Genomic DNA, 21,809 nt, shown 5'->3' on the forward strand with positions numbered 1-21,809 from the left:
TTTTGATAATACCTGCTACAAACTTCAAAAAATAACATTTTTCTACAAATTACGAAGCTGTATCCTCTTGTTCAGAATCAGCTGATTCTAACTCAACATCTTCTTCACCTGTACCATATGGTTTAAAATAGGCGCCTACATCGATATACAAGACACCTTCCATATCAGCTGTTAGTTGAGATGCGATAGAAGGATACACTTCCATTTTTTCTATAAAATTATGAATTGATGCAATCACTTCTTGTCCATCTGTTGTAAACATCTTCACTTGGTACTGATTGGAATCATCAGGGTCCCAATGAATCTCTGAGATTAATTGAACAATAGATGGATCTAGCTGCGATAGTTTTTGAGTTAACTGGGGTAAAAGGTCAGAATCTGAGAAATCATATAAAATCGGTGCATCTGCTCTTGGCACCTTTAACTCAATTTCTTCTAACACATTACCGTTTTCCAAAATCGGATGAAACAATTCATCTGATTTAACATAACCAACCCTATTAAATTCGTTAACCTCAATCACCACTTGATTATACCATTCTCTAGAAATAGATACGTCATTCACTTCTAGATGTTTTTCAATTTTCTGCTCAGTAGCTCCTGGGTCAAATCCCCAAAATGATTGATCGGTCTTTAGTTCGCTTAATCGTGTGATTTCATCTGAGGATACCACTCGATTTTGTTCTACTTTTATTGATTGAATATGACTTAAAGGAGATTGTAAATATACAATGACCAAAATTAAAAGCAGAATTAAAATTAAATAAGTGACAAATCGTCGATTAGCTTTTTTCTTACGTAATTGTTTCAGTTGAGGGATTCGATCTTCAATCGAAACTACTTTTTTTTCAGCCATTCAAAAAGCTTCCCCTTAATATAAATTCTATTTAAATATTATATCATAAGTTTAATAGTTATTAATAAGGTATTTTTGCTTAATTTAGAGAATTTCTACTTCTGTCACCATATTAATATCATATTCTTCTTTAACACGCTTTTTAATAAAGTTTATTAACGCCATAACATCTTCATATGACGCCTCGTCTTCATTCACGATAAAATTACCGTGCATGTCTGAAATTTTAGCTCCACCAATTTGATATCCTTTAAGATCAAGCTCTTCAACTAGTTTTCCTGCATAATTTGGTAATGGGTTTCTGAAAATGCTGCCCGCACATGGATAATCCCATGGCTGAGTTTCTCTTCTATACTCTTTATGTTTCTTAATTTCGGCTAAAATGTCCTGCTTATTTCCTTTATTAAGTTGAAATATAGCTTCAATACAATACCCTTTTCGTTCCTCTTGTAAAACAGATTTTCGATAATCGAATTTCATTTCTTCATTCGATAGCCATTCAGTCGTTCCATCTTCGAATAATATATGAGCTTTCACTAGTACCTTTGAAATATCAGATCCATGTGCGCCAGCGTTCATAAACACGCCTCCGCCAACACTACCTGGAATTCCTCCTGCAAACTCAAATCCACTTAATTCATCACGACTGATGATAGCTGATAATCGGACTAATGGGTAACCGCCACCAACTAAAATTTGATCACCATCAACTTCAAGGTGATCAAGCCCCTTACCGAATTGAATGACAGCGCCTCGTATGCCTTCGTCTGGAATGAGCAAATTAGAGCCCCGTCCAATGACGCGAATTGGAATATGATGTTCGTTTAAAATGACCAAAGCGTCTTTGAGGCCATCGATTGATTTTGGCTGAATAAAAAGGTCAGCTGGCCCGCCTATTTTTATCGTTGTATGTTTGGATAAAGGTTCATCGACTAATACTTTTCCAATTGATTTATCGTTTAATTTATTGACTATATCTTGCATGTACGACCATCCTTTGAATTAATCTTAAATCTAGACTTTATTATAAGGCTTTTCATTACTTAATTGTCGCATAACGGCTAATATTTAACAATATACCAATTGATAATAACGTTAAGGTTAATGAAGAGCCGCCATAGCTTAAAAGAGGTAATGTAATACCTGTAACTGGAATAAGGCCAATGACAACACTAATATTAATCATGACCTGAATTACAATCATTGACGTGATACCGAAAGCCAAAATAGAAGCTGAGTGGTCTTGAGCATGTACGGATATTAAGATACCTCGCCAAACGACCACTAAAAATAAGAATAAAATGAAAGACCCGCCGATTAATCCTAATTCCTCAGCGATGACAGAGAATATAAAATCAGTTTGAGGTTCTGGCAAATAGAAATATTTTTGCATACTATTCCCGAAGCCTAGCCCCATTAAACCTCCAGGGCCAATTGCATACAAAGATTGGATAATTTGAAACCCATCACCTAAAGGATCTTCCCACGGATTTAAAAAAGCTTGAATACGACTTATTCTATATGGTGCTGAAATGATTAAGCCGGCTAAAGCAACTAACCCCATTACAGCTAAACCAATAAAGTGATTAATTTTTGCTCCCGTGACGAACAGAATTAACATACCCGTTAAAACCAAAACTAAACCAGTTCCAAGATCTGGCTGTAGCATGATTAAGCCGAATGGAAAAATGATTAATAAAAGCATTGGCAAAAACCCTTTAAATAACATAGGTAAATCATGCTGTTTAGTTGGAAGCATTTTAGCAAATAAGAGAATCAGTCCAAGTTTCATAAATTCACTAGGTTGGATGCTAAAAGCACCGACGCCAATCCAACTATTCGCACCACCTCTAACCATACCAATTCCAGGAATAAATAATGCAATTAAAAGTAATATACATAAAATATAAATGGTCACAGCCCAGTTAACCCATTTAAAATAAGGGATCTTAACCATCACCCAGATACCGATTAAACCTACAACTGCAAATAATAATTGACGCTTTAAATAAAAATTAGGATCATCAAATTTATAATCTGACCACACTGATGAAGCACTATACACCATCAAAACGCCTATTAATAATAATAATATGACTGCAGTTAATAAAACGTAATCCAATCCTGATTCAGTTTTTTTATTCACAAAAAAACACCCCTAACTCCAATAGAAGTCGGGGCTAAAGATAGACAAGCCCCTAATAAAACTTATGCACCAAATCAATAAACATGTCCCCGCGTTCTTCAAAGGATTTAAATTGATCCCAGCTGGCACATGCAGGAGAAAATAATATTATGTCTCCTGGTTGGCTGAATTCGTAAGCCTTATTAGTTGCTTGTTCTAAATTGTCAACGAGTGTTACAGAATCAAAATTAAGCCGTTCGGCAGCTCGTTTAATTTTTTCAGCAGATTGTCCGTAGACTACACAATGGCTAACAGAATCAAATGATTTAACTAATTCATCAAACTCATTACCACGATCTAGGCCTCCAGCTATTAGCACAATCGGATTATTAAAAGCACGGATCGCTTTTAACGACGCTGAAATATTCGTAGCTTTTGAATCGTTAAAAAATTGACGGGCATGAATAGTATCAACATATTGCAGACGATGTTTTACACCTGTAAACGTTTTTAATACGTTTACAATAGTTTCATTAAGAACTCCAAAGTGTTTACCGATCGAAATAGCTACTAAAACATTTTCTAAATTATGATCACCAGGTAATGCAACGCCTTCTCTATCCATGACCTTCTCACCATTAAAATAAATCACGTCGTTTTCAACGTAAGTAAGCGCATGACCTTTTACTGAAAAAGGCCATAATCGAGCTTTAGCATCTTTTACACGGCGCGATAAATAAGCTTCATCTTGATTATAAATTAAAATGTCATTAGATGTTTGGTTAGCCGTGATATTTAACTTAGACTGAACATAATCATCCATTGTTTTATGATAATCTAAATGAGCTTCTGTGATATTAAGCAGTACTGCAATATCAGGTTTAAACTCTTGAACAGCCTTCAGCTGAAAAGAGGATAATTCCATTACAACGGGTTGTCCTTCCCTCTGCACTCTTGCAACCTGTGTAGCTACTTCACCTATATTACCAGCGATTAATGGGTTAAGACCTGCTTGATTTAGAACCTCGTGAACTAAAGTTGTCGTTGTGGTTTTACCATTTGATCCAGTAATCGCAATAATTGGACCGTCAATTAATCGATAGGCCAACTCAATCTCTGTCACAACTGGTATATTACGCTTTTCAGCCTCTTCAATTAATTTATGATCATAAGGTATGCCAGGGTTTTTTACGATTAAATCAACATTATCCAAAATAGAAAATGGATGATGTCCTGTCACTACTTCAACACCTAAAGAATCAAAGCGTTGAGCCACTTGATTATCTTCTATTGGTGTTAAGTCATTAATTTTAAAAGAAACTTCACTATCATATAGCAATTGTGCTGCCGCTTCACCACTTCGGGCTAACCCAAGCACTAAAACTTGATTGTATGGAAAATGTGTTAGTTTTTTCACTAGATTCCCACCTCAATAAATAGCCCGAGTGCTGCACACATCAGTCCAACTAACCAAAATGTTACAACTACGCGCCATTCTGACCAGCCTGACAACTCATAATGGTGGTGTAAAGGGCTCATTTTAAAGATTCGTTTACCATCCGTTAATTTGAAGTATACAACTTGAATTATGACAGATAATGTTTCTATAACAAATACGCCACCAACTATGATTAATAATAGCTCTAACTTCATTAAGATGGCAATCGTCGCTAAAATAGCTCCAAGTGACAACGAACCTGTGTCTCCCATAAACACTTTTGCTGGATTCCGGTTAAAGACTAAAAAGCCGAGTAGTGATCCAACCACTGCTAGGGAGAATATTGTAATTTCTGGATCGACATGATGATAGGTTCCGATCACTGCATAGGTCGCAAATGCAATAGAGGCCGTACCAGCTACTAAACCATCGAGGCCGTCTGTTAGATTAACGGCATTGGATGCCCCAACAAGCATCAATAGAATCAAGATTCCGTAGAACCAAGCGAATTCCATAGAAAATTCCGTTCCTGGAATCGTGATCGTTGTATCAAATCCATGATTGTGAAGCACAATATAGACAACGACTGCAATAAATAGCTGGAATAACATCTTTTGTTTTGACGTTAACCCTAAGTTTCGCTTTTTAATAATTTTTATAAAATCATCTAAAAATCCGATTAGTCCGTAACCGATTAAAACAAATAATAATATAAACAATTCACTTGTCATCGTCATAGGTTCATATTTGAACGCCATCACTAATGTCGTAAATATAATCGATAAAATAATTAATACGCCACCCATCGTTGGCGTGCCTGATTTAGCCTGGTGAGATTGCGGCCCTTCTTCTCGAATGCTTTGGCCAAACTTCAATCGTCTTAAAAACGGAATGATTATCGGTGAAATAATGACCGTAAACAAAAATGCAATCCCGATGGTTAATAATAATACGGATTGTGGTAACATGTTTCTCTTCCCTTCAATACATTATTAATTGGTCTACATCTTTAGCTGTTCTGCTACCTCTTCTAATTGAAGACCTCTAGAGGCTTTTAATAAAACTACCGTATCTGAGTCTATCATATCTTTGATATAGTTTGACATAGTCTTTTTATCCTCAAAATGTTTCTGTACGCCTTTATAGTTGATTGGTAATCCTTCTAAAATATATTGACTTTCTTCTCCAATGGTTAATACATAATCAATATTTGAATCAATCGCTTGTCCTACTTTATAGTGCTCTTCTTTTGAGAACTCACCTAATTCAAGAATGTCTCCCAGTACAACAATTTTTTTATTATAATCCATGTGTTTGATCACATCAATAGAAGCAATCATAGATGTGGCAGAAGCATTATAAGCATCATTTATGATTGTTGAACCATTCAAGCCTTCCTGCTGTTCAAATCGCATAGATGGAAGGCTCAGTTGCGTGAGGTTCTGTTTAATATCACCAGCATTTAACCCTAAAGAATCACATAGAGCTAAAGCAAAAGTAGCATTTTTAGCCTGATGGCTTCCTAATAACGGAATCTCATATGAGGAACCATTAACGTTAAACACCGTCGAATGGTCATTTAACGATACATCAGTAATACTGTAATCATTTTGGGAAGAAAAACCGCATGTTAGCTGTTTAAATTGGCGAGGTTGGGTTATTAATGGCTCATCACCATCAATAATCAAGACACTTGAGTCGTTAAAACCAGCTGTAATTTCCAGTTTAGCCTGTGCAATTCCTTCACGGCTTCCTAAATGTTCAATATGTGAAGTTCCAATGTTTGTAATGATCCCATAATTGGGTTTTACAATATGTGATAAACGTTCAATTTCACCAAATGAATTCATCCCCATCTCGGCAACTAACGCATCTGTATTAGGTTCCATACTTAACACCGTTAGTGGGAGGCCAATATGATTATTTAAATTACCTTCTGTTTTCCAAACGTTATATTGGCCTCTTAAACAACTGGCAACTATTTCTTTCGTTGTCGTCTTACCATTCGAGCCAGTCACACCAATAACGACTGGATTAACTAAGTCACGATAACTAGTGGCTAGTTGTTGTAAAGCGATTGTCGTATCTTCTACGTAAAATACAGTCACATCATCTGGAATTTGACCTATATCTTGACGACTCGATAAAATCGCAACTGCTCCATTTTCTATAGCTTGTGGAATAAAATCATGAGCGTCAAAACGCTCGCCAATAATAGGGATAAACAACTGATTCTGTTGTTCCTTCCGGCTATCAATGGATATTTGATGAATTTCTTTCTCCGGATCTAATTGTATGTAGTTAGGAAAAATAGTTGATAAAAATTGTAGATTAAATTTCTTCATAATTTACGATGACTCCTTCATTCTTTTTTCTATATAGGTTCTCGCTATTTCACGATCATCGAAACGGTGTCTTTTTCCTCGAACTTCTTGATACGTTTCATGACCTTTTCCAGCAATTAAGACAATGTCATCCTTTGCCGCACATACAATTGCTTTCTCAATGGCTTCCGTTCGATTGATGAGGACGGTGTATTGATCGAGTGATAAATGGCCGGTCATGTCTTTTAAAATATCTTTCGGGTCTTCATATCTCGGATTATCCGATGTGAAGATTGTAAAATCACTATACTGTACTGCTACATCTGCCATTTTCGGTCTCTTGCCCCGATCGCGATCTCCACCACATCCGACAACCGTAATAATTCTATTCTGTTTCAAATCACTTAGTGTACTTAAGACGTTCTCTAATGAATCTGGGGTATGAGCGTAATCAACAATCACATTAAAGTTTTGGCCTAAGTCTACAGATTCAACTCGACCAGGAATACCTTTCGACTGACCTAAGGCTTTTATAATGGTCTCTTTAGGAATCTTATGATGAATAGCTACAGATATAGCTGCTAATATATTATATACATTAAACCGACCTGTTAAATGGGATGAAACAGTAAATGAGTCGAACGGTGTTAGCACTTTAAACGTTGATTGATTTGCTTTGAGCTTCATGTGTTGCGCTTTCACAAAACAATCATCTGACAATCCATATGTCATGACTGGGAATGGGGTTGCTCTAGACATAGCTTCAGCATAATTGTCATCAAGATTAATGACAGCTATTTTATTCTGTTTATAATCATTCCCTAATTGTGAAAATAATAACGATTTAGCATAAGCATAATCATTCATATTTAAATGGTAATCTAAATGGTCTTGCGTTAAATTAGTAAAAACCACTGTATCGAATTGAATTCCATACACACGCCCTAAATGTAATGCATGAGAAGAGACTTCCATAATTACAGTTTCGACACCTTTGCGCTTCATTAACCGTAAATGCTTATGCAGAAATAAACTATCAGGTGTCGTATTTGTTAATTTGTATGATTCATTGCCGATTTTCATATCAATGGTTCCAATGATGGCCGTTTGACTACCATTCGTTTTAAATATTGCATCCAATAAATAGGTTGTCGTTGTTTTACCATTTGTTCCCGTCACACCAATAATCGTAAGCTCCTGACTCGGACTTCCATAAAAATAGTCAGCTAAAATGGCTAACGCCTTTTGAGTGCTAGGTACATAAATCACGGGGAGTGATGATGTAATTTCTTTCTCAGCAATAATGGCACACGCCCCGCGCTTTTCTGCCTCTCGAACATACTCATGACCATCAGCTTGAAATCCTTTTATACAAACAAACAATGAATCTTTCTCTACTTTTCTTGAATCCATTTCAATAGTTGAGATTAATTGATTGGTAGGAACGTTTTCTGTGTCGTAAACCTTGAGGACTGGCATTAGCTCATGTAAAAACATGGCAAACTCCTACCTTCATGTTGTATTTATACATTCATTCATATTATAGCAAAGTAGAGCTTGTATAAATAAGTTAAATTTTAGTTTTCATTAGATTCTCCAAGATGAACCCTTATGGTCGAACCAGATTCAACTTTAACGCCCGGTTCAGGCGATTGTGATATAATCTGGTCGCCTTCTCCGTGAACATCTAGCCTTAAATCGATTAAATAATTTCGAATGTCATCTACATCTTTACCAACTAGCCCCGGAACTTCTACTTTAGGAGAATCTGGCCATTGGTATTCTTTGTCTAATCCGCCTTCTCGCTTCGGTACATCTTTCTTACTTAAAATATCTGCTAAAATCTTTCCTCCGATTGGACTTGATACAACGCCCCCGAACTGAACCGTGTTTTTAGGATTGTCGATCGCGACATAAACTAAGTATTCTGGGTCATCAGCTGGTGCGAAGCCCATAAATGAAACGATATGATTATTTTCTAAATAGCGACCATCAGGCCCTACTTTTTGAGCGGTACCTGTTTTTCCTCCAACTCTATACCCATCTAAGTATGCTCCTCGACCAGTACCTTTCGCAACAACAGTTTCTAAAGCTCGACGGACTTCTTTTGAGGTTTCTTCACTAATGACTTGTTCTTTTAGGGTTGGTTCCCTTTTTTCAATTTCTTCACCTGTAATCGGATCAATTAACCCTTTTACGACATAGGGTTCATAAAGATAACCACCATTGATGGCAGCTGCTACAGCTGTAATTTGTTGAATTGGCGTTACCGAAACGCCTTGACCGAAGGCTGATGTTGCTAATTCAATTGGACCAATTTGTTCTTCGCTAAATAAAATCCCTGAACTTTCACCCTCTAGGTCAATCCCAGTCTTCGTACCAAATCCAAATTCTCGAATATACGTAAATAGTCGCTCTTCACCAAGTAATTGACCTAAATTAACAAAACCAGGGTTACAAGAGTTTTGAACAACCTCTAAATAACTTTGACTTCCATGTCCACCACTGCTCCAACATCTTATTCTAGCACCTGCAACTTTTACATGGCCTGAATCATAATAAGTATCTTCATCTAAGTCGACTAAATTCTCCTCTATAGCCGAAGCAAGCGTCATAATTTTAAATGTTGAACCTGGTTCATAGGTGCTAAAGACAGGTAGGTTACGATTATATACTTCTGGTGATACGGATTGATATTCCAGTGGATGAAATGTCGGACGACTAGACATAGCTAAAATTTCTGCATTATCAGGGTCCATCACAATGGCTAGTGAACTATCTGGGTCATACTTTGCTTCAGCAATGTCCAGTTCCCTTTCAACGATGGATTGAATTTCTGCATCAATCGTTAAAGATAAATGTTTTCCGTCTTCAGGAGGTTGATAACGATTGGATAATTGATTCAGTCGTCTTCCTTTAGCATCTGAAAAAAATGATAACGCACCAGAGTCTCCGCTCAATTCATCGTTATAACTCGCTTCTAATCCTGCTAGTCCTTGGTTATCAATTCCAGTAAAACCTAAAACGTGTGACAACTGCTCTTCGTAAGGATATTCTCTTTTGGAATCCTGCGCTAAATACACACCCGGCTCATTTAACATTCTAATTTCATCAGCCTGTTCGTCCGTTAATTTACGACCTTCAGGGTGAATGATCTCAACGGAAGCCACTTTCGTTAAATGATCATGAGCTTTTTCTTCTGAAATATCGATAATATCAGATAATCGTTTTGCCACTTGTTCAGGACCTTCAATTTGCCTAGGGACGACCACTAATGTTGGAGCTAATTGGTTGTCCACTAATACATCACCATTACGATCAAGAATCTTGCCTCGTTCTGCATAAAGCGGTATATCACGACTCCACAATTCCTCAGCTTTAGCTAGTATTTCGCCACTTGATACGAGCTGAACATATGCCAGTCGCCCAACCATAATTACGAAATACAATGCAATTAATAAAAAAACAGCGATCAAACGTTTCTTCATAGTTACGGCAGCAATTCGTCTCAATGTGTCATTCTCCTTTGCACATATGCTTGTATTAAAACTATGAAAAAACGTATTAAATTAGACCACTGTTTCTCATTAATCTCTATTCTTCTCTTTTTACTCTTCAGTCTCTTTTTGATCTTGTTGTTCTTCTGCTGGTTCTTCCAAATAGTCAGAAGATAATTCAACAATTAAGTGACTGTCCTCTGTTATTTCAGCTCCTACAGATAAGTTTTGCTTTGTAACGAAACCTTCACCAATAAAATCAAGTTCCATATCGACCAATTCTACTAATGAAAGAATATCTCTTAGCGTCCAATCCGTTACATCAGGCATAGTCGCAGTTCCGTTCGTTTTTAACAAGATATGCTGATTAGGATATGCTGATGAACCTTCTTTCGGAATCGATTCGTCTATTTCTTCGCCTTCTCCTACAACTGTTACTGTCATACCTTGTTCTTCCAAACGACTGACGACCTCATGTGTTGATTGACCATAGATAGAGTTTAAATCAATTTTTTCTACGGTTTGATCAGTTGATTGGTCTGGTTCGATTTCTAAATAATGCAGACTGTTTTCCATTACGGTCTTATAAATGTAGGATGTTAGCTCTGAACCGTATTCACCCTCAAGGTCTGGTTTTTCAACGGCAACATACATCATAAGCTCCGGATCTTCCTTTGGCGCCATTCCTATAAATGAATAAACATAACTGTCACGTCCACTATGGTAGCCTCCACTAGGGTCAGGTGTTTCAGCCGTTCCTGTTTTACCAAATGTAGAGAAATTTTCTAATTGAAAACGTCTAGCAGTCCCTTCTTCTGATGTAACAGTTGATTCTAGTAAGTCTTTTACTTGTTGCGCCGTATCTGCTGAAATAGGTTCACCAACGTATTCAGTTTCTGCTTCATATAAGGCCTTCTTACTTTTTGGATCCATAATCTTTGATGTAACATAAGGTTTTACCATTTTACCTTCATTAGCTAATGCCGTTGCAGCTTTCATTATTTGAATTGGTGTAAAAGTAGAACCTTGCCCAAATGAAGTTGTGATTTGCTCCATCGGATACGTATAGGATAATTGACCAACTTTTTCACCATTTAGATCAATTCCAGTCGCACGATTAAAATGAAAGCTTTCTAGGTAATCTTTATATTGGTCAGGTCCTAGCTGTTCCCACAATATTTTAGCGAAAGCCACGTTAGATGAATGTTGCACACCTTCGTTATAAGTAATTTCTCCCCAACCTTCACCATTATTGTGGTCTCTTATTACCCTAAAGTTTTCATTTATGCGATAACGTCCAGATTTATACGTATCAGAGCCATTATAAACACCTTCTTCAATAGCGGCAGAAAGAGTAAAAATTTTCATCGTTGAACCAGGCTCAAAAGGAGATGATATAACATCGTTATACCAGTTTTCAATGTTCTCTTTTGTATTGGGATCAAAGGATGGTCGATTACTCATTGCCAATACTTCACCTGTTTTAGGGTCCATTACCGCAGCCATTATACTCTCTGGATTGTATTGTTCATCTACTGTTGTCATCGCATCTTCAAGAAACGTTTGGATTTTTTGATCAATTGTTAAATAAACATCATTTCCATCTTCAGGTGATTGAATTAGCTCTTCTGCATTTAACAGTTTATAGCCATATTTATCCCTTTTGTAGCTTACCGAACCATTGACGCCACGAAGGTCCTCATCGTACATGCCTTCAACACCATACGTCCCGACCTCTTCTTCTTCACCTGTTTCTTCATTAAGTTTCATTTCCGTAAAGCCAATAACTTGTGAAGCAAATTTGTCATTTGGGTAGTAACGTTGTGGCCGCTCGGTAAGATAAATTCCAGGAAGGTCTAATGACTCGATTTCATCCTTCTGTTCTGTAGATAAAGCACTGCCTGCATGACTAAATTCTACTTGGAATCTATCGTTTTCTTTGCCATTTTCCAATATATTGTAGATTTGGTCCGAATCCATATTAATAACCGACGATAATTGGTTGGCGGTTTCTTGAAGGTTTTCAACATGTAATGACTCGGATGCATTTTTAGAATAACCTTCATCTAAAATAGCATATAACGTATAGACTGTTTTATTTCCTGCTAATACCATACCTGTCTGATCATAAATCTCTCCACGTTCTGCATCTAGTTCACTATTGACATAACGAAAACGGTCCGCATAATCAACTAAATCGACCGCTTGTACTTCGCCATGAAATTGAATGTACATAAAACGGCCGATTATTAAGAGAAAGATTAGTGTAAATATGGATATGACTAAAAACGACATGACATTTTTATAGTTTAATTTAAACATCGTTATTTAACACACCTTAATTATTTTCGGAGGCTTGTCTAACTTGTGCGTGCTTAATATTCAAACCATGTTCTTCAGCAATCGATAAGATTCGACTCGGCTTACTCATCTCTTTAACTTCAGCCGTTAAAGTTGTGTTAATGGTTTCTTGTTTTGATATTTCTTCGTTAATTTGCTGAACATCACGGTTCAGACTATCTACCGAAGAAGAATATTGTACACTTAAGATCATTGCAACAGCTATTAATACTAATCCTGTTGTATAAAGTACTTTTTCACCTTTTGTAAACCAAGCTTTTTTCTTTGGTTGCTGTTTGACTTGTCTCTGCGGTTCTTGATATGTCTTTCTCTCAGGAACCATTGAATACTTTCTAATTTGTTCTGCTGCCATATACTATTGCCTCCTTCGATTTATAGAAAATTGTGGGTCCCAATCCTTCACTTTTTCTACGATTCTTAATTTAGCTGACCTTGACCTGCGATTTTCTTCAAGCTCATCTTCAGAAGGGACGATTGGCTTTCGAGTCACTAATTTAAATGGTGGTTGGACTTCATCAGGCATTACCGGTAAATTTTTAGGAATTGGTGGAGGTGTACTCCACGTTTTCATCGATTGCTTACAAATTCTATCTTCTAAAGAATGAAAGGTAATAACAGCAAGTCGACCACCGATTGCTAATTTTCTCGCAGCCTGCTCCAAAGCTTCTTCAAAAACATTTAATTCATCGTTTACAGCGATTCGTATTGCCTGAAAAACGCGTTTTGCTGGATGCCCACCCTTACGACGTGCGTATGCGGGAATGCCTTCTTTTATTAATTCAACTAATTCAAAAGTTGTTTCAATAGGTTTTTGTTCTCTTGCTTGTTCAATTTTTCTTGCGATTTGTTTTGAAAATTTCTCCTCACCGTACCTTGAGAAAGTCTTTACCAAGTCTTCAAATGCCCATTCATTAATAATGTCGTATGCGCTTAATGGATCTTCTTGATTCATTCGCATATCTAATGGGGCATCATGTTGGTAACTAAACCCTCTTTCGGCTTCATCTAATTGTGGAGAAGATACTCCCAAATCAAAAATAATGCCATCTACTTCAGCTATACCTAACTGATTTAACTCTTCTTCTAAGTGAGCAAAATTTTGGTGTATGAGTTTAATTTGTTTCCCATATGGTTCTAAAACTTGCTCAGCATATCGAATGGCTTTTACATCCTGATCAAATGCGATTAGCTGTCCATTTTCAGCTAACTCTTTAGCGATACGGCTTGAATGACCAGCACCGCCGAGCGTGCAATCGACATAAATGCCATTATCTTTGATGTTTAACCCTTCAATTGCTTCTTGATTCAAGACGCTGTAGTGCTCGTACATGTTGGCACCTCTTTATGCTAAATGTCGAAATCCATCATATTCTCTGCAATTTCTGCAAATGATTCTTCGGATTCTTCCACGTATTCTTCCCATTTTTCTTTTGCCCATAATTCAATTCGATTAGAAACACCAATGACAACACATTCTTTTTCTAAATCGGCATAGTTTCTAAGTGGCGACGGGATATTAATACGACCTTGTTTATCAATTTCACATTCGATCGCACCAGAGAAGAAAAAACGAGTAAAAGCTCTTGCATCCTTTTTAGTCAGTGGGAGCTTTTTTAACTTCTCTTCTAAAATTCGCCACTCTTCTTGTGGGTACGCAAATAAACAGTTATCTAAACCACGCGTTAGGACAAATGACTCGCCTAATCCATCACGAAATTTAGAAGGTACAATAATTCGACCTTTTGTATCTATATTATGTTGAAATTCACCCATGAACATAGACTTCGCCCCACTTTGTGAACAGTTTACCACATCCCCCCACTTTCTACCACCTAATTTTTAAATTTTTTATAAAAAATATAAAAAAGCATGTCCAGAAATACTCTGAACATGCTAAATGACTGTATTTTATTCAACTATATATGAAGTGGTAGATGGTGGGTGATGAGTGGTTAGATCGATACCACTAAATGATCTTGCTCCCACCTGGGTGGTACATCGAGTAAATTAAATGGTAAGTCAGGTCCATACTCATTCATAAAATATACAATATTCCAAACGCGCTCTTGTAATCCTTTATTCGGATAATAAAAATGATTTAATTCGTCAAAACATCGAATAGATTGCTGGTGCTTACGACGAAGTTCTTGTTTTATGCGTTTTTCTAATTGATTAATATCTTCATGAATTCTGTCTAAGTTTGATTCAGCATATGCCCCTAAGTCATCTTGGATGTCAAAAGCGAGATCTTGTAATGGTTTATGAACGAATTCTAGTTCTTGTTTAACATTCTCCACAACTTCTTCAATTGGCTTCGAGGTTTGGCGGTTGAGCCAATTCATCTTGTGTTGAAAAATACCTTTAGATATTAAATCCTCGAACTTAACATGGTGTCTTAAGATCCATTGTTCATGCTTAGCCCCTAATAACGTTAAGGATAATCTCGGCATCACAATAGGAAATTGAAGTCCTAAGCGTTCAAACGCTGGTTTAAGAACCGACCAATAAGCTATTTCACCGGGACCACCGACAAAGGACAATACAGGGAAAACATACTCCTGCATAATAGGTCTAGTCACGACGTTATTACTAAACAGGCGCGGATTTGACTTAATTTTTTGGATTAATTCTTCTGTTGTAAACTGAACACCCATCTCTTCATTTAGCCAATGATCACCTTTACGTTCTAATAAAAAACGCTCACCATTCACATGGTAAAATAAATGGCCATCTTCTGTTGTTGCATCAAGAGAAATACTATACCCTTTATCTTCTTGGGTCTCAATTTGATCAACGACTGATTCGGCAATCTCATTTTGATGTTGGACCATTTCGACGAAGTAGTCCGCTTCTATGTCACGAAGTTCATCAGCATCAGAATCAACTAGCACTAAACCTTCATGAGCAAACAATGTGTTTGTAAACTTAGCAAACAAATCAACATACGTATCGCCATCTTCAACTAAATTAATTAGACGCTCATATAAATCGTTTGTGTATTCTGTTTCACGTAACGATTTAAAAAGGTCGTTGATCCAAGCCAACATACTTTCTTTATCTATCACTCGTTTAGATACAGGTGTTTTCTCTGGATCAGTCGATTGAATTCGATGTTTATGAAGACGCTGATCTTGATAAGTATAAACATGATTGATCTCTTCAAAGTCATGATCTTCTCCTGCCATCCAAAACACAGGAATCACCGGTTGTTGAAGATACTCTCGTTGTTCTTTTGCTTGAACAATAATTGAAATTATTTTATGAATCGTATATAACGGTCCAGAGAAAAGTCCAGCCTGTTGACCGCCAATTACGACAACAGCGTTTGGATCGTTTAACGCCTCAATATGATTCAAAACAGCTTCAGATGTTCCCCATTTTTGATATTGTTTTTTTAAAGCGTCCGTTAAAGCTTCTCGTTTAAAATCCTGACTTGATAAATAATCATGGCGCTTCTTATAGTTTCGAATTTGATAAGGATCATAATGAAACTGTGTCATGATGGACTCTTCACGATTTCTATAATCTTGTATAAGTGCTGATTGTTTTGGTAAATGTACTGAATGTACTTTCATTGCTATACCTTCCTTTTAACGATCGCGTTTATTCTGTCTGTTATTTTAACGGATTGAATCACGTTTTTCACTTTATTTGTTTGTCATTAAAAATTAACCCAAATTCCAATAGGTAGAAGTAACAAATAACTTATAGCTAATAAGACGAATCCTGCTCGCCAGACTAGCCTCGCAGCCATCCAGATATTAACTTCCAGATCTTTACGCCATTGAATTGTGATTACAAACAAAATAGCAATCATATACGTTATAATGGTCCAGGTTAAAAAGGAGTAGTCAAAAATAATAAATAAAATGGCATTAACAGCTAGGATAAAAAATACATTCGATAAGTCCGCTGCTATTTTGGTGGACCGAGTTGCTTGTTTTGTTGTTTTCTTAAGAATAATAAAAATTATAAAAAATGAAATATACGGAATGGTAGCTAATATAGCTATTATTGTCGTTACAAAATCCATAACACGTTACTCCCTCAGCCCTTCTTTTGCTTTAACCATATGATAAACATTTGTTTGATAAGGTAAAAAATCACTTGATTTCTTTAGTATGTATCCATTTATAAAATCAATTTCAGTTTGGCGTTTAGCTTGGATGTCACTCAACATAGATGAATAGTTTTCTTTAGTTTGTTCAGCGACTTGTCTCACACGTTCCCAAGCTTCATCTTCATCCACATTTAACGTCATGGCCGCTTCTTTTGTTAACTTTTTCGCTAAATACTTAAGGTGATCATTGGTCATGATAGAACCATTACGACAATTGAATATGGCTGTAAGTGGATTAATAACACTATTAACGATTAATTTTCTATTTAGAACATCTGTTATAGAGCCATGCTCTTTGACCGGAAAATCTAATTGGTACAGTGCAAGGCTTATGTCTACAGCTAATTCAGCATGATGTTTATGTAATGCTCCCAGCCGAATTTTACCGAGCCCTTTTAAACTTACCTCATTGTCTTTGATTTTTACAATACCATGCTCACAAACACCTAGTAATATTGGATGTGGTAGATGATGAATCTTCTCAATATGTCCTTGGCCGTTTTGAAGAAATAAAATAGGTGTATGTCGACCAACTAATTCCAATGTCGGGATTAAAGTATCAATAGCCATTTGTTTCGTACAAATAATAATTAAATCATGCTCTTTAAACTTTTGGCTAGTTGTGACACTAACAAAGGTTTCAGAATTGTCTACTATAATTCCTTGATCCTTTATTTCATTTGCCTGCTCCTCTCTTCTAACATACCCTGTAACTTCGTGTCGCTTAGCTAAACTAGAAGCAATAAACAATCCAACGGCTCCAAGTCCAATAACTCCAATATTCATCATACCACGCACCTGTTTTTATTACATTTTATCAAAAATTATCAACTTACGGACATATATGTCGAATAAAATATCATAACGCTTCCATTTTCAATAGTGCATATTTATACTATAATAATGAGTAGCACATTGAAGGGGGCTCTATATAATGTCAGGTGAGGTAGAACGACTATTAATTAATTTTAAAACGCTAGAAGAATTTAAAAAGTTTAAAGAATATGGTATCCAAGAATTATCCATGCTAGAAGATCTACAACATAACATGATCGAAAATAATAGCGAATCCCCATTTTACGGAGTTTATTATGGCAATTCATTAGTCGCTCGCATGAGCTTATATCAAGTGGATAAAAAATATGATTATTATTTTGATCCGAAGCAAGATTATCTAGAATTATGGAAACTCGAAGTCCTTGAAAATTATCGTCATAAAGGATTTGGTAAAAAGTTAGTGGACTTTGCTAAAAGCTTTAACTTGCCAATCAAAACAAATGCAAGAATTAATTCCCAAGGCTTTTGGGAAAAGCAAGGCTTTCAACCGGCTACTTATGAAATGGAACGTGACTTTGGTGAAAATCCATTCATTTGGATGCCACAAGGTGTTGATGAAAAAGAAAATCAATAAATACCAAAAAAACTCTTCCATCCTTAATTAAGATGGAAGAGTTTTCTTATTTCACTTGTTCTCTCTTTTTCACTTCACTGATCTTTTCATAGATTTCATCAATGAGCTGTTCATACTGATCGAGTTGTTGTCTTAGATGAGCATATTCATCAGGTTCATCCTGATTCACACGATGACCACCTTTATAATAATCTCCCTTTAGCTGTTCCAACTGGGTGATGACTTCGTCAAACACCGTTAAACGCTTTGAGCCTGCTGGTGGAGCTGAGATTGTTTGCTCACTGATTTTTTTACGGCTTTGTTTAGCCAAACCAATGGCTTGCCGATACTGTTTTCTTAAATTTGCATTCCACCTAAATCCACAAGCTTGAGGAGTTCGAGACAATCGATTCCCTACCTCTTCAAATGCCTTCATTTGTGTTTTTCCTTCTCTTATGTAACGTAATACAGTTTCAGCTAAAAGCAAATCCTCATCTTTAGTCCATGCGTCTTGCCTCGTTGACATGTCTTAACACCCCTTAACTCTATTAACTTTAATAATACTCTATGCAACAGAATTAAGGGATAGAAGAGTTACTTACTATTTTTATTTAAAAATTGGTGCACCGCAACTTGATGTTCTTCACTCACCCATAAGTAGCTACAAGCTAATACTTCATCTTCCATTTGTTCTTTTAAATGTTGAACGTCTATCTTATTTAATCTTTGCTTTTTCCAAAGATGCATTTGCTCAACACTTCGTTCAGTAAAGGAACTAATCGCCTCATGATTTTCAGTCAGCTCAACATCGAATAAAATTTTTTCCACAAAACCAATGTCTTTTAATTCTGTAGGTGATTTCAGGTCAGCTTCAATCAACCATAAAAAGGCCTTCTCAGGTGTGATTCGTTCATTTAATAAGGTTCCGCCACCCCATCCTGTAGAAATTCCGAGTTTCCCTTGGACAAAGCCATAGGTCCCTTCACGGCTTACAAACCTAAAATCACAAGCCGACGCTAGTTCTAATCCTCCCCCTCTAGCTATTCCATTTAACCAAGCAATTGTTGGGAAAGGTAGTGTAGCCAATTGATAAAGAGTTTCTTTCATAGGAGATAAAAGTTGATAGGCTTCTTTTTGTGTGAGCTCACCATGAAATTCATTTAGATCCCCACCAGCACAAAACGCCTTATTACCGCTTCCTGTTATAACTAAAAACTTTAATGGTTCGTCTTTTAATTGATCAAGCTTTCCTTTTAATTCTTTAACCATATTGGTTGAAATAGCATTTAACTTATTGGGGCGGTTTAACGTTAAAATTGCAAAGCCTTTACTCGACCTTTCTAACTTAACTTCTTCCATCTCATTCTCTCCCTTACAAAATATAAAAAAAGATGTCTCACGTATGAGACACCTTTTACTTACTTCTCAACAACCTCTTTACCATTGTAATGCCCACATGATTTGCATACATGGTGAGATTTTGTATATTCACCGCAATTTTCACATTCTACCATGTTTGGTATATGCAACTTCTTATGCGTACGACGTAGATTTTTTCTAGTTTTTGAAGTTCTTCTCTTTGGTACTGCCATGTGTTACACCTCCCTTAAGTTCAAACCCAATAATATTGGATTACATACACTAATCATTTTTGTCTTCAAAAAAGTTTTTCAATGAAGATAAACGAGGGTCTACCTTCTCCTGCTCTTCTTCTTCATGGTTAGCCTTAAGCTCTTCATGGTCTTCTTCTTGGAGAAGATCCCAGCCATTTCCTTCTGAAATGATGTTATCCATCGTTGCCTCATCACTGTAAACTCTTATAGGAACTTCCAATAAAATATTTTCCTTGATATAAGGCAGTAAGTCAAGCACTTCTTGATCAATAAAATGAATCTCTTCATCTTCTTTTACTTTATAATCAACATCAGTAAATTGATCGAATGCTTGAATATCAAATTCATAAGGAACATCCACTAATGTTCGAGCACAAGGTAAAGTCATCGTACCTTTAATAGAGTACTGAAATGTGTAGATATCTTGTTTGACACTGACGTTACCTTTTACCTTAACATCAGGAATCTTTCGAATATCATTATCCATACGTTCTAATTCGTCAACATTCACTGTTTCTTCAAACTCGTATGGAGATTCACGTTTGATTTTTTGTAATGAAAATTTCATAATATCACCTCAAGGCAACAAGAGTTATTGTAAAAGGAAATAAATCTTTTGTCAATATTTTTTCTTAACAGCAATGGTTTTAAACAAAGATAACTTGATTTTAATAGTCGTTCCTTCTAAATTAGACTTAGAGTGATTTTAATATAGGCGGTGAAAAAATGAAAGCATGCGGTTTAATTGTTGAGTATAACCCTTTTCATAATGGACATGTTTATCACCTAGAACAATCCAAACAGGAAACGCAAGCCGATGTCATGGTTGCTGTCATGAGCGGTTCTTTTTTGCAACGTGGAGAACCAGCGATCATCGATAAATTCCATCGAGCCAAGGCTGCATTAACAAGTGGTGTAGATATTCTATTAGAACTACCTTATGTATATGCTGTCCAATATGCCGATTTATTTGCAAAAGGGGCCATGTTGCAATTAGATGGCCTAAATGTTGATGATGTCTGTTTCGGAAGTGAAGAAGGAAATATCGAACCTTTCTTAGAAGGCTATGACCATTATTTACAAGAAAAGTCTTTATATCAATCAACTTTACATAAATATCTAGATGATGGGTTATCCTTTCCACAAGCCAGCAAGAAAGCATATGAATCGATTAATCTCACACAAGGCGAAATTGACTTAAGTCAACCAAACAATATTTTAGGCTTCAGCTATGTGAAAGCCGTAAAAGAACTAAAAAGTAGCATAAATCCAAGAACGATTAGAAGAACTAAAAGTGGCTATCACGACCCTAAGATTGAGCACGAGATTGCAAGTGCAACAAGCATTCGGAATGAGATACTGACATCACAAGAGATGACCCGGAATGCAATCAACGCACTACCTCAGTCGACAACTGACCAATTATTAGCTTATCAACAAAAGAGCGGCTCTTGGCATAGTTGGGAATCGTATTTTCCCTACCTACAGTTAATCGTTCATACACGCTCAGTTGAAGAATTAAGCCAAATTCACGGTGTGATTGAAGGATTAGAGTATCGACTTAAACAAACGGTACAAGAAGCCGAAAATTTTGAACAATGGATGCATTTACTTAAGACCAAACGCTATACGTGGACACGACTTCAACGAATGTTTGCCCATATCTTAACGAACACGACTAAAAACGAAGTTAATGAATTTGATCAACTAGAACAGGCGCCTTACTTAAGAATTCTAGGGATGACGGACAATGGCCGGAACTATATTAAGTCCATTAAAAAGGATTTAGAGATCCCTATTTTTTCAAACTTGCAGGAACATCAACACGACATGCTAAATATAGAAGAACGAGCAACGAATGCCTATTACGCACCAATCCCTACGCCAAAACGAAAACAGCTCAAAAAACAAGAACTCACTGGTCCGATAAAGTTATTTTAATATTAAAAGAGCGCATAAATGACTCTAAAAGGGCGCATAAATTTGAAAAAAGGTACCGTTCGACAAATTTCACGCCGCATAAATTAAATAAAGTAGCGCATAAACCAAAAATAGTAGCTCATAAAGTTACTTTCTTGGAACAAA

The 21,809-nt window shown here is 36.4% G+C and carries 21 protein-coding genes; 2 read left to right on the forward strand and 19 right to left on the reverse strand.

The genetic code is table 11. The annotated features are described in order from the left end of the window. Positions 1 to 49: 49 nt before the first annotated feature. The 15 genes from EDC24_RS04755 to EDC24_RS04825 form a co-directional block, all read right to left on the reverse strand. A complete protein-coding gene (locus tag EDC24_RS04755) occupies positions 50 to 856 on the reverse strand; it encodes a cell division protein FtsQ/DivIB (RefSeq protein WP_124220168.1) in 807 nt (268 codons plus the stop codon). Positions 857 to 940: 84 nt separating this feature from the next. Continuing rightward, positions 941 to 1,840: a UDP-N-acetylmuramate dehydrogenase gene (gene murB / locus EDC24_RS04760; protein WP_124220170.1), complete on the reverse strand. Its 900-nt coding sequence runs from the start codon at positions 1,838 to 1,840 to the stop codon at positions 941 to 943. 55 nt (positions 1,841 to 1,895) lie between these two features. Beyond that, the gene (gene spoVE / locus EDC24_RS04765) at positions 1,896 to 3,002 is read right to left on the reverse strand and encodes a stage V sporulation protein E (RefSeq protein WP_124220171.1); all 1,107 of its coding nucleotides are present in this window, start codon (positions 3,000 to 3,002) and stop codon (positions 1,896 to 1,898) included. A gap of 52 nt (positions 3,003 to 3,054) precedes the next feature. Beyond that, on the reverse strand, positions 3,055 to 4,398 hold the full coding sequence (gene murD / locus EDC24_RS04770; RefSeq protein ID WP_124220173.1) for a UDP-N-acetylmuramoyl-L-alanine--D-glutamate ligase: 1,344 nt from the start codon (positions 4,396 to 4,398) through the stop codon (positions 3,055 to 3,057). Continuing rightward, complete coding sequence (mraY, locus tag EDC24_RS04775) at positions 4,398 to 5,387, reverse strand: phospho-N-acetylmuramoyl-pentapeptide-transferase (RefSeq protein ID WP_124220175.1); 990 nt, start codon at positions 5,385 to 5,387, stop codon at positions 4,398 to 4,400. Before mraY ends, murD begins: the two co-directional genes overlap by 1 nt. 33 nt (positions 5,388 to 5,420) lie before the next feature. Beyond that, the gene (locus EDC24_RS04780; RefSeq protein WP_124220176.1) at positions 5,421 to 6,764 is read right to left on the reverse strand and encodes a UDP-N-acetylmuramoyl-tripeptide--D-alanyl-D-alanine ligase; all 1,344 of its coding nucleotides are present in this window, start codon (positions 6,762 to 6,764) and stop codon (positions 5,421 to 5,423) included. Positions 6,765 to 6,767: 3 nt separating this feature from the next. Continuing rightward, on the reverse strand, positions 6,768 to 8,240 hold the full coding sequence (locus tag EDC24_RS04785; protein ID WP_124220178.1) for a UDP-N-acetylmuramoyl-L-alanyl-D-glutamate--2,6-diaminopimelate ligase: 1,473 nt from the start codon (positions 8,238 to 8,240) through the stop codon (positions 6,768 to 6,770). Positions 8,241 to 8,320: 80 nt separating this feature from the next. Continuing rightward, complete coding sequence (locus EDC24_RS04790; protein ID WP_124220179.1) at positions 8,321 to 10,255, reverse strand: stage V sporulation protein D; 1,935 nt, start codon at positions 10,253 to 10,255, stop codon at positions 8,321 to 8,323. A gap of 96 nt (positions 10,256 to 10,351) precedes the next feature. After that, complete coding sequence (locus EDC24_RS04795; RefSeq protein WP_124220181.1) at positions 10,352 to 12,562, reverse strand: penicillin-binding transpeptidase domain-containing protein; 2,211 nt, start codon at positions 12,560 to 12,562, stop codon at positions 10,352 to 10,354. A 16-nt stretch (positions 12,563 to 12,578) separates the two neighbouring features. Further along, entirely contained in the window at positions 12,579 to 12,953 is a 375-nt protein-coding gene (gene ftsL, locus EDC24_RS04800) for a cell division protein FtsL (RefSeq protein WP_124220183.1), read from the reverse strand. A gap of 3 nt (positions 12,954 to 12,956) precedes the next feature. Beyond that, complete coding sequence (gene rsmH / locus EDC24_RS04805) at positions 12,957 to 13,931, reverse strand: 16S rRNA (cytosine(1402)-N(4))-methyltransferase RsmH (protein WP_124220184.1); 975 nt, start codon at positions 13,929 to 13,931, stop codon at positions 12,957 to 12,959. A gap of 17 nt (positions 13,932 to 13,948) precedes the next feature. Continuing rightward, positions 13,949 to 14,380: a division/cell wall cluster transcriptional repressor MraZ gene (gene mraZ, locus EDC24_RS04810; protein WP_124220186.1), complete on the reverse strand. Its 432-nt coding sequence runs from the start codon at positions 14,378 to 14,380 to the stop codon at positions 13,949 to 13,951. 173 nt (positions 14,381 to 14,553) lie between these two features. Continuing rightward, positions 14,554 to 16,176 carry a bacillithiol biosynthesis cysteine-adding enzyme BshC gene (gene bshC, locus EDC24_RS04815; RefSeq protein ID WP_124220187.1) on the reverse strand — a complete coding sequence of 541 codons (1,623 nt, stop codon included), beginning with the start codon at positions 16,174 to 16,176 and terminating at the stop codon, positions 14,554 to 14,556. Between the two features lie 86 nt (positions 16,177 to 16,262). After that, a complete protein-coding gene (locus EDC24_RS04820) occupies positions 16,263 to 16,634 on the reverse strand; it encodes a DUF3397 family protein (RefSeq protein WP_124220189.1) in 372 nt (123 codons plus the stop codon). Between the two features lie 6 nt (positions 16,635 to 16,640). Continuing rightward, positions 16,641 to 17,507 carry a 2-dehydropantoate 2-reductase gene (locus EDC24_RS04825; protein ID WP_170158462.1) on the reverse strand — a complete coding sequence of 289 codons (867 nt, stop codon included), beginning with the start codon at positions 17,505 to 17,507 and terminating at the stop codon, positions 16,641 to 16,643. Between the two features lie 148 nt (positions 17,508 to 17,655). Between EDC24_RS04825 and EDC24_RS04830 the strand changes: the two genes are divergently transcribed. Next, entirely contained in the window at positions 17,656 to 18,132 is a 477-nt protein-coding gene (locus EDC24_RS04830) for an N-acetyltransferase (RefSeq protein WP_124220192.1), read from the forward strand. Between the two features lie 46 nt (positions 18,133 to 18,178). Here the strand turns inward: EDC24_RS04830 and EDC24_RS04835 are convergent, their stop codons facing one another. From EDC24_RS04835 to EDC24_RS04850, 4 genes are all read right to left on the reverse strand, one after another. Beyond that, entirely contained in the window at positions 18,179 to 18,637 is a 459-nt protein-coding gene (locus EDC24_RS04835; RefSeq protein WP_124220193.1) for an RsfA family transcriptional regulator, read from the reverse strand. 68 nt (positions 18,638 to 18,705) lie between these two features. Beyond that, positions 18,706 to 19,470 carry an enoyl-CoA hydratase/isomerase family protein gene (locus EDC24_RS04840; RefSeq protein ID WP_124220195.1) on the reverse strand — a complete coding sequence of 255 codons (765 nt, stop codon included), beginning with the start codon at positions 19,468 to 19,470 and terminating at the stop codon, positions 18,706 to 18,708. Positions 19,471 to 19,529: 59 nt separating this feature from the next. Beyond that, the gene (gene rpmF, locus EDC24_RS04845; protein WP_124220197.1) at positions 19,530 to 19,703 is read right to left on the reverse strand and encodes a 50S ribosomal protein L32; all 174 of its coding nucleotides are present in this window, start codon (positions 19,701 to 19,703) and stop codon (positions 19,530 to 19,532) included. Between the two features lie 49 nt (positions 19,704 to 19,752). Further along, the gene (locus tag EDC24_RS04850) at positions 19,753 to 20,292 is read right to left on the reverse strand and encodes a YceD family protein (protein ID WP_124220199.1); all 540 of its coding nucleotides are present in this window, start codon (positions 20,290 to 20,292) and stop codon (positions 19,753 to 19,755) included. A gap of 158 nt (positions 20,293 to 20,450) precedes the next feature. Between EDC24_RS04850 and EDC24_RS04855 the strand changes: the two genes are divergently transcribed. Beyond that, a complete protein-coding gene (locus tag EDC24_RS04855) occupies positions 20,451 to 21,665 on the forward strand; it encodes a nucleotidyltransferase (RefSeq protein ID WP_124220200.1) in 1,215 nt (404 codons plus the stop codon). Positions 21,666 to 21,809: the final 144 nt, after the last annotated feature.

It is taken from the genome of Aquisalibacillus elongatus (assembly GCF_003843875.1).
Taxonomy (GTDB): Bacteria; Bacillota; Bacilli; order Bacillales; family Alkalibacillaceae; genus Aquisalibacillus; species Aquisalibacillus elongatus.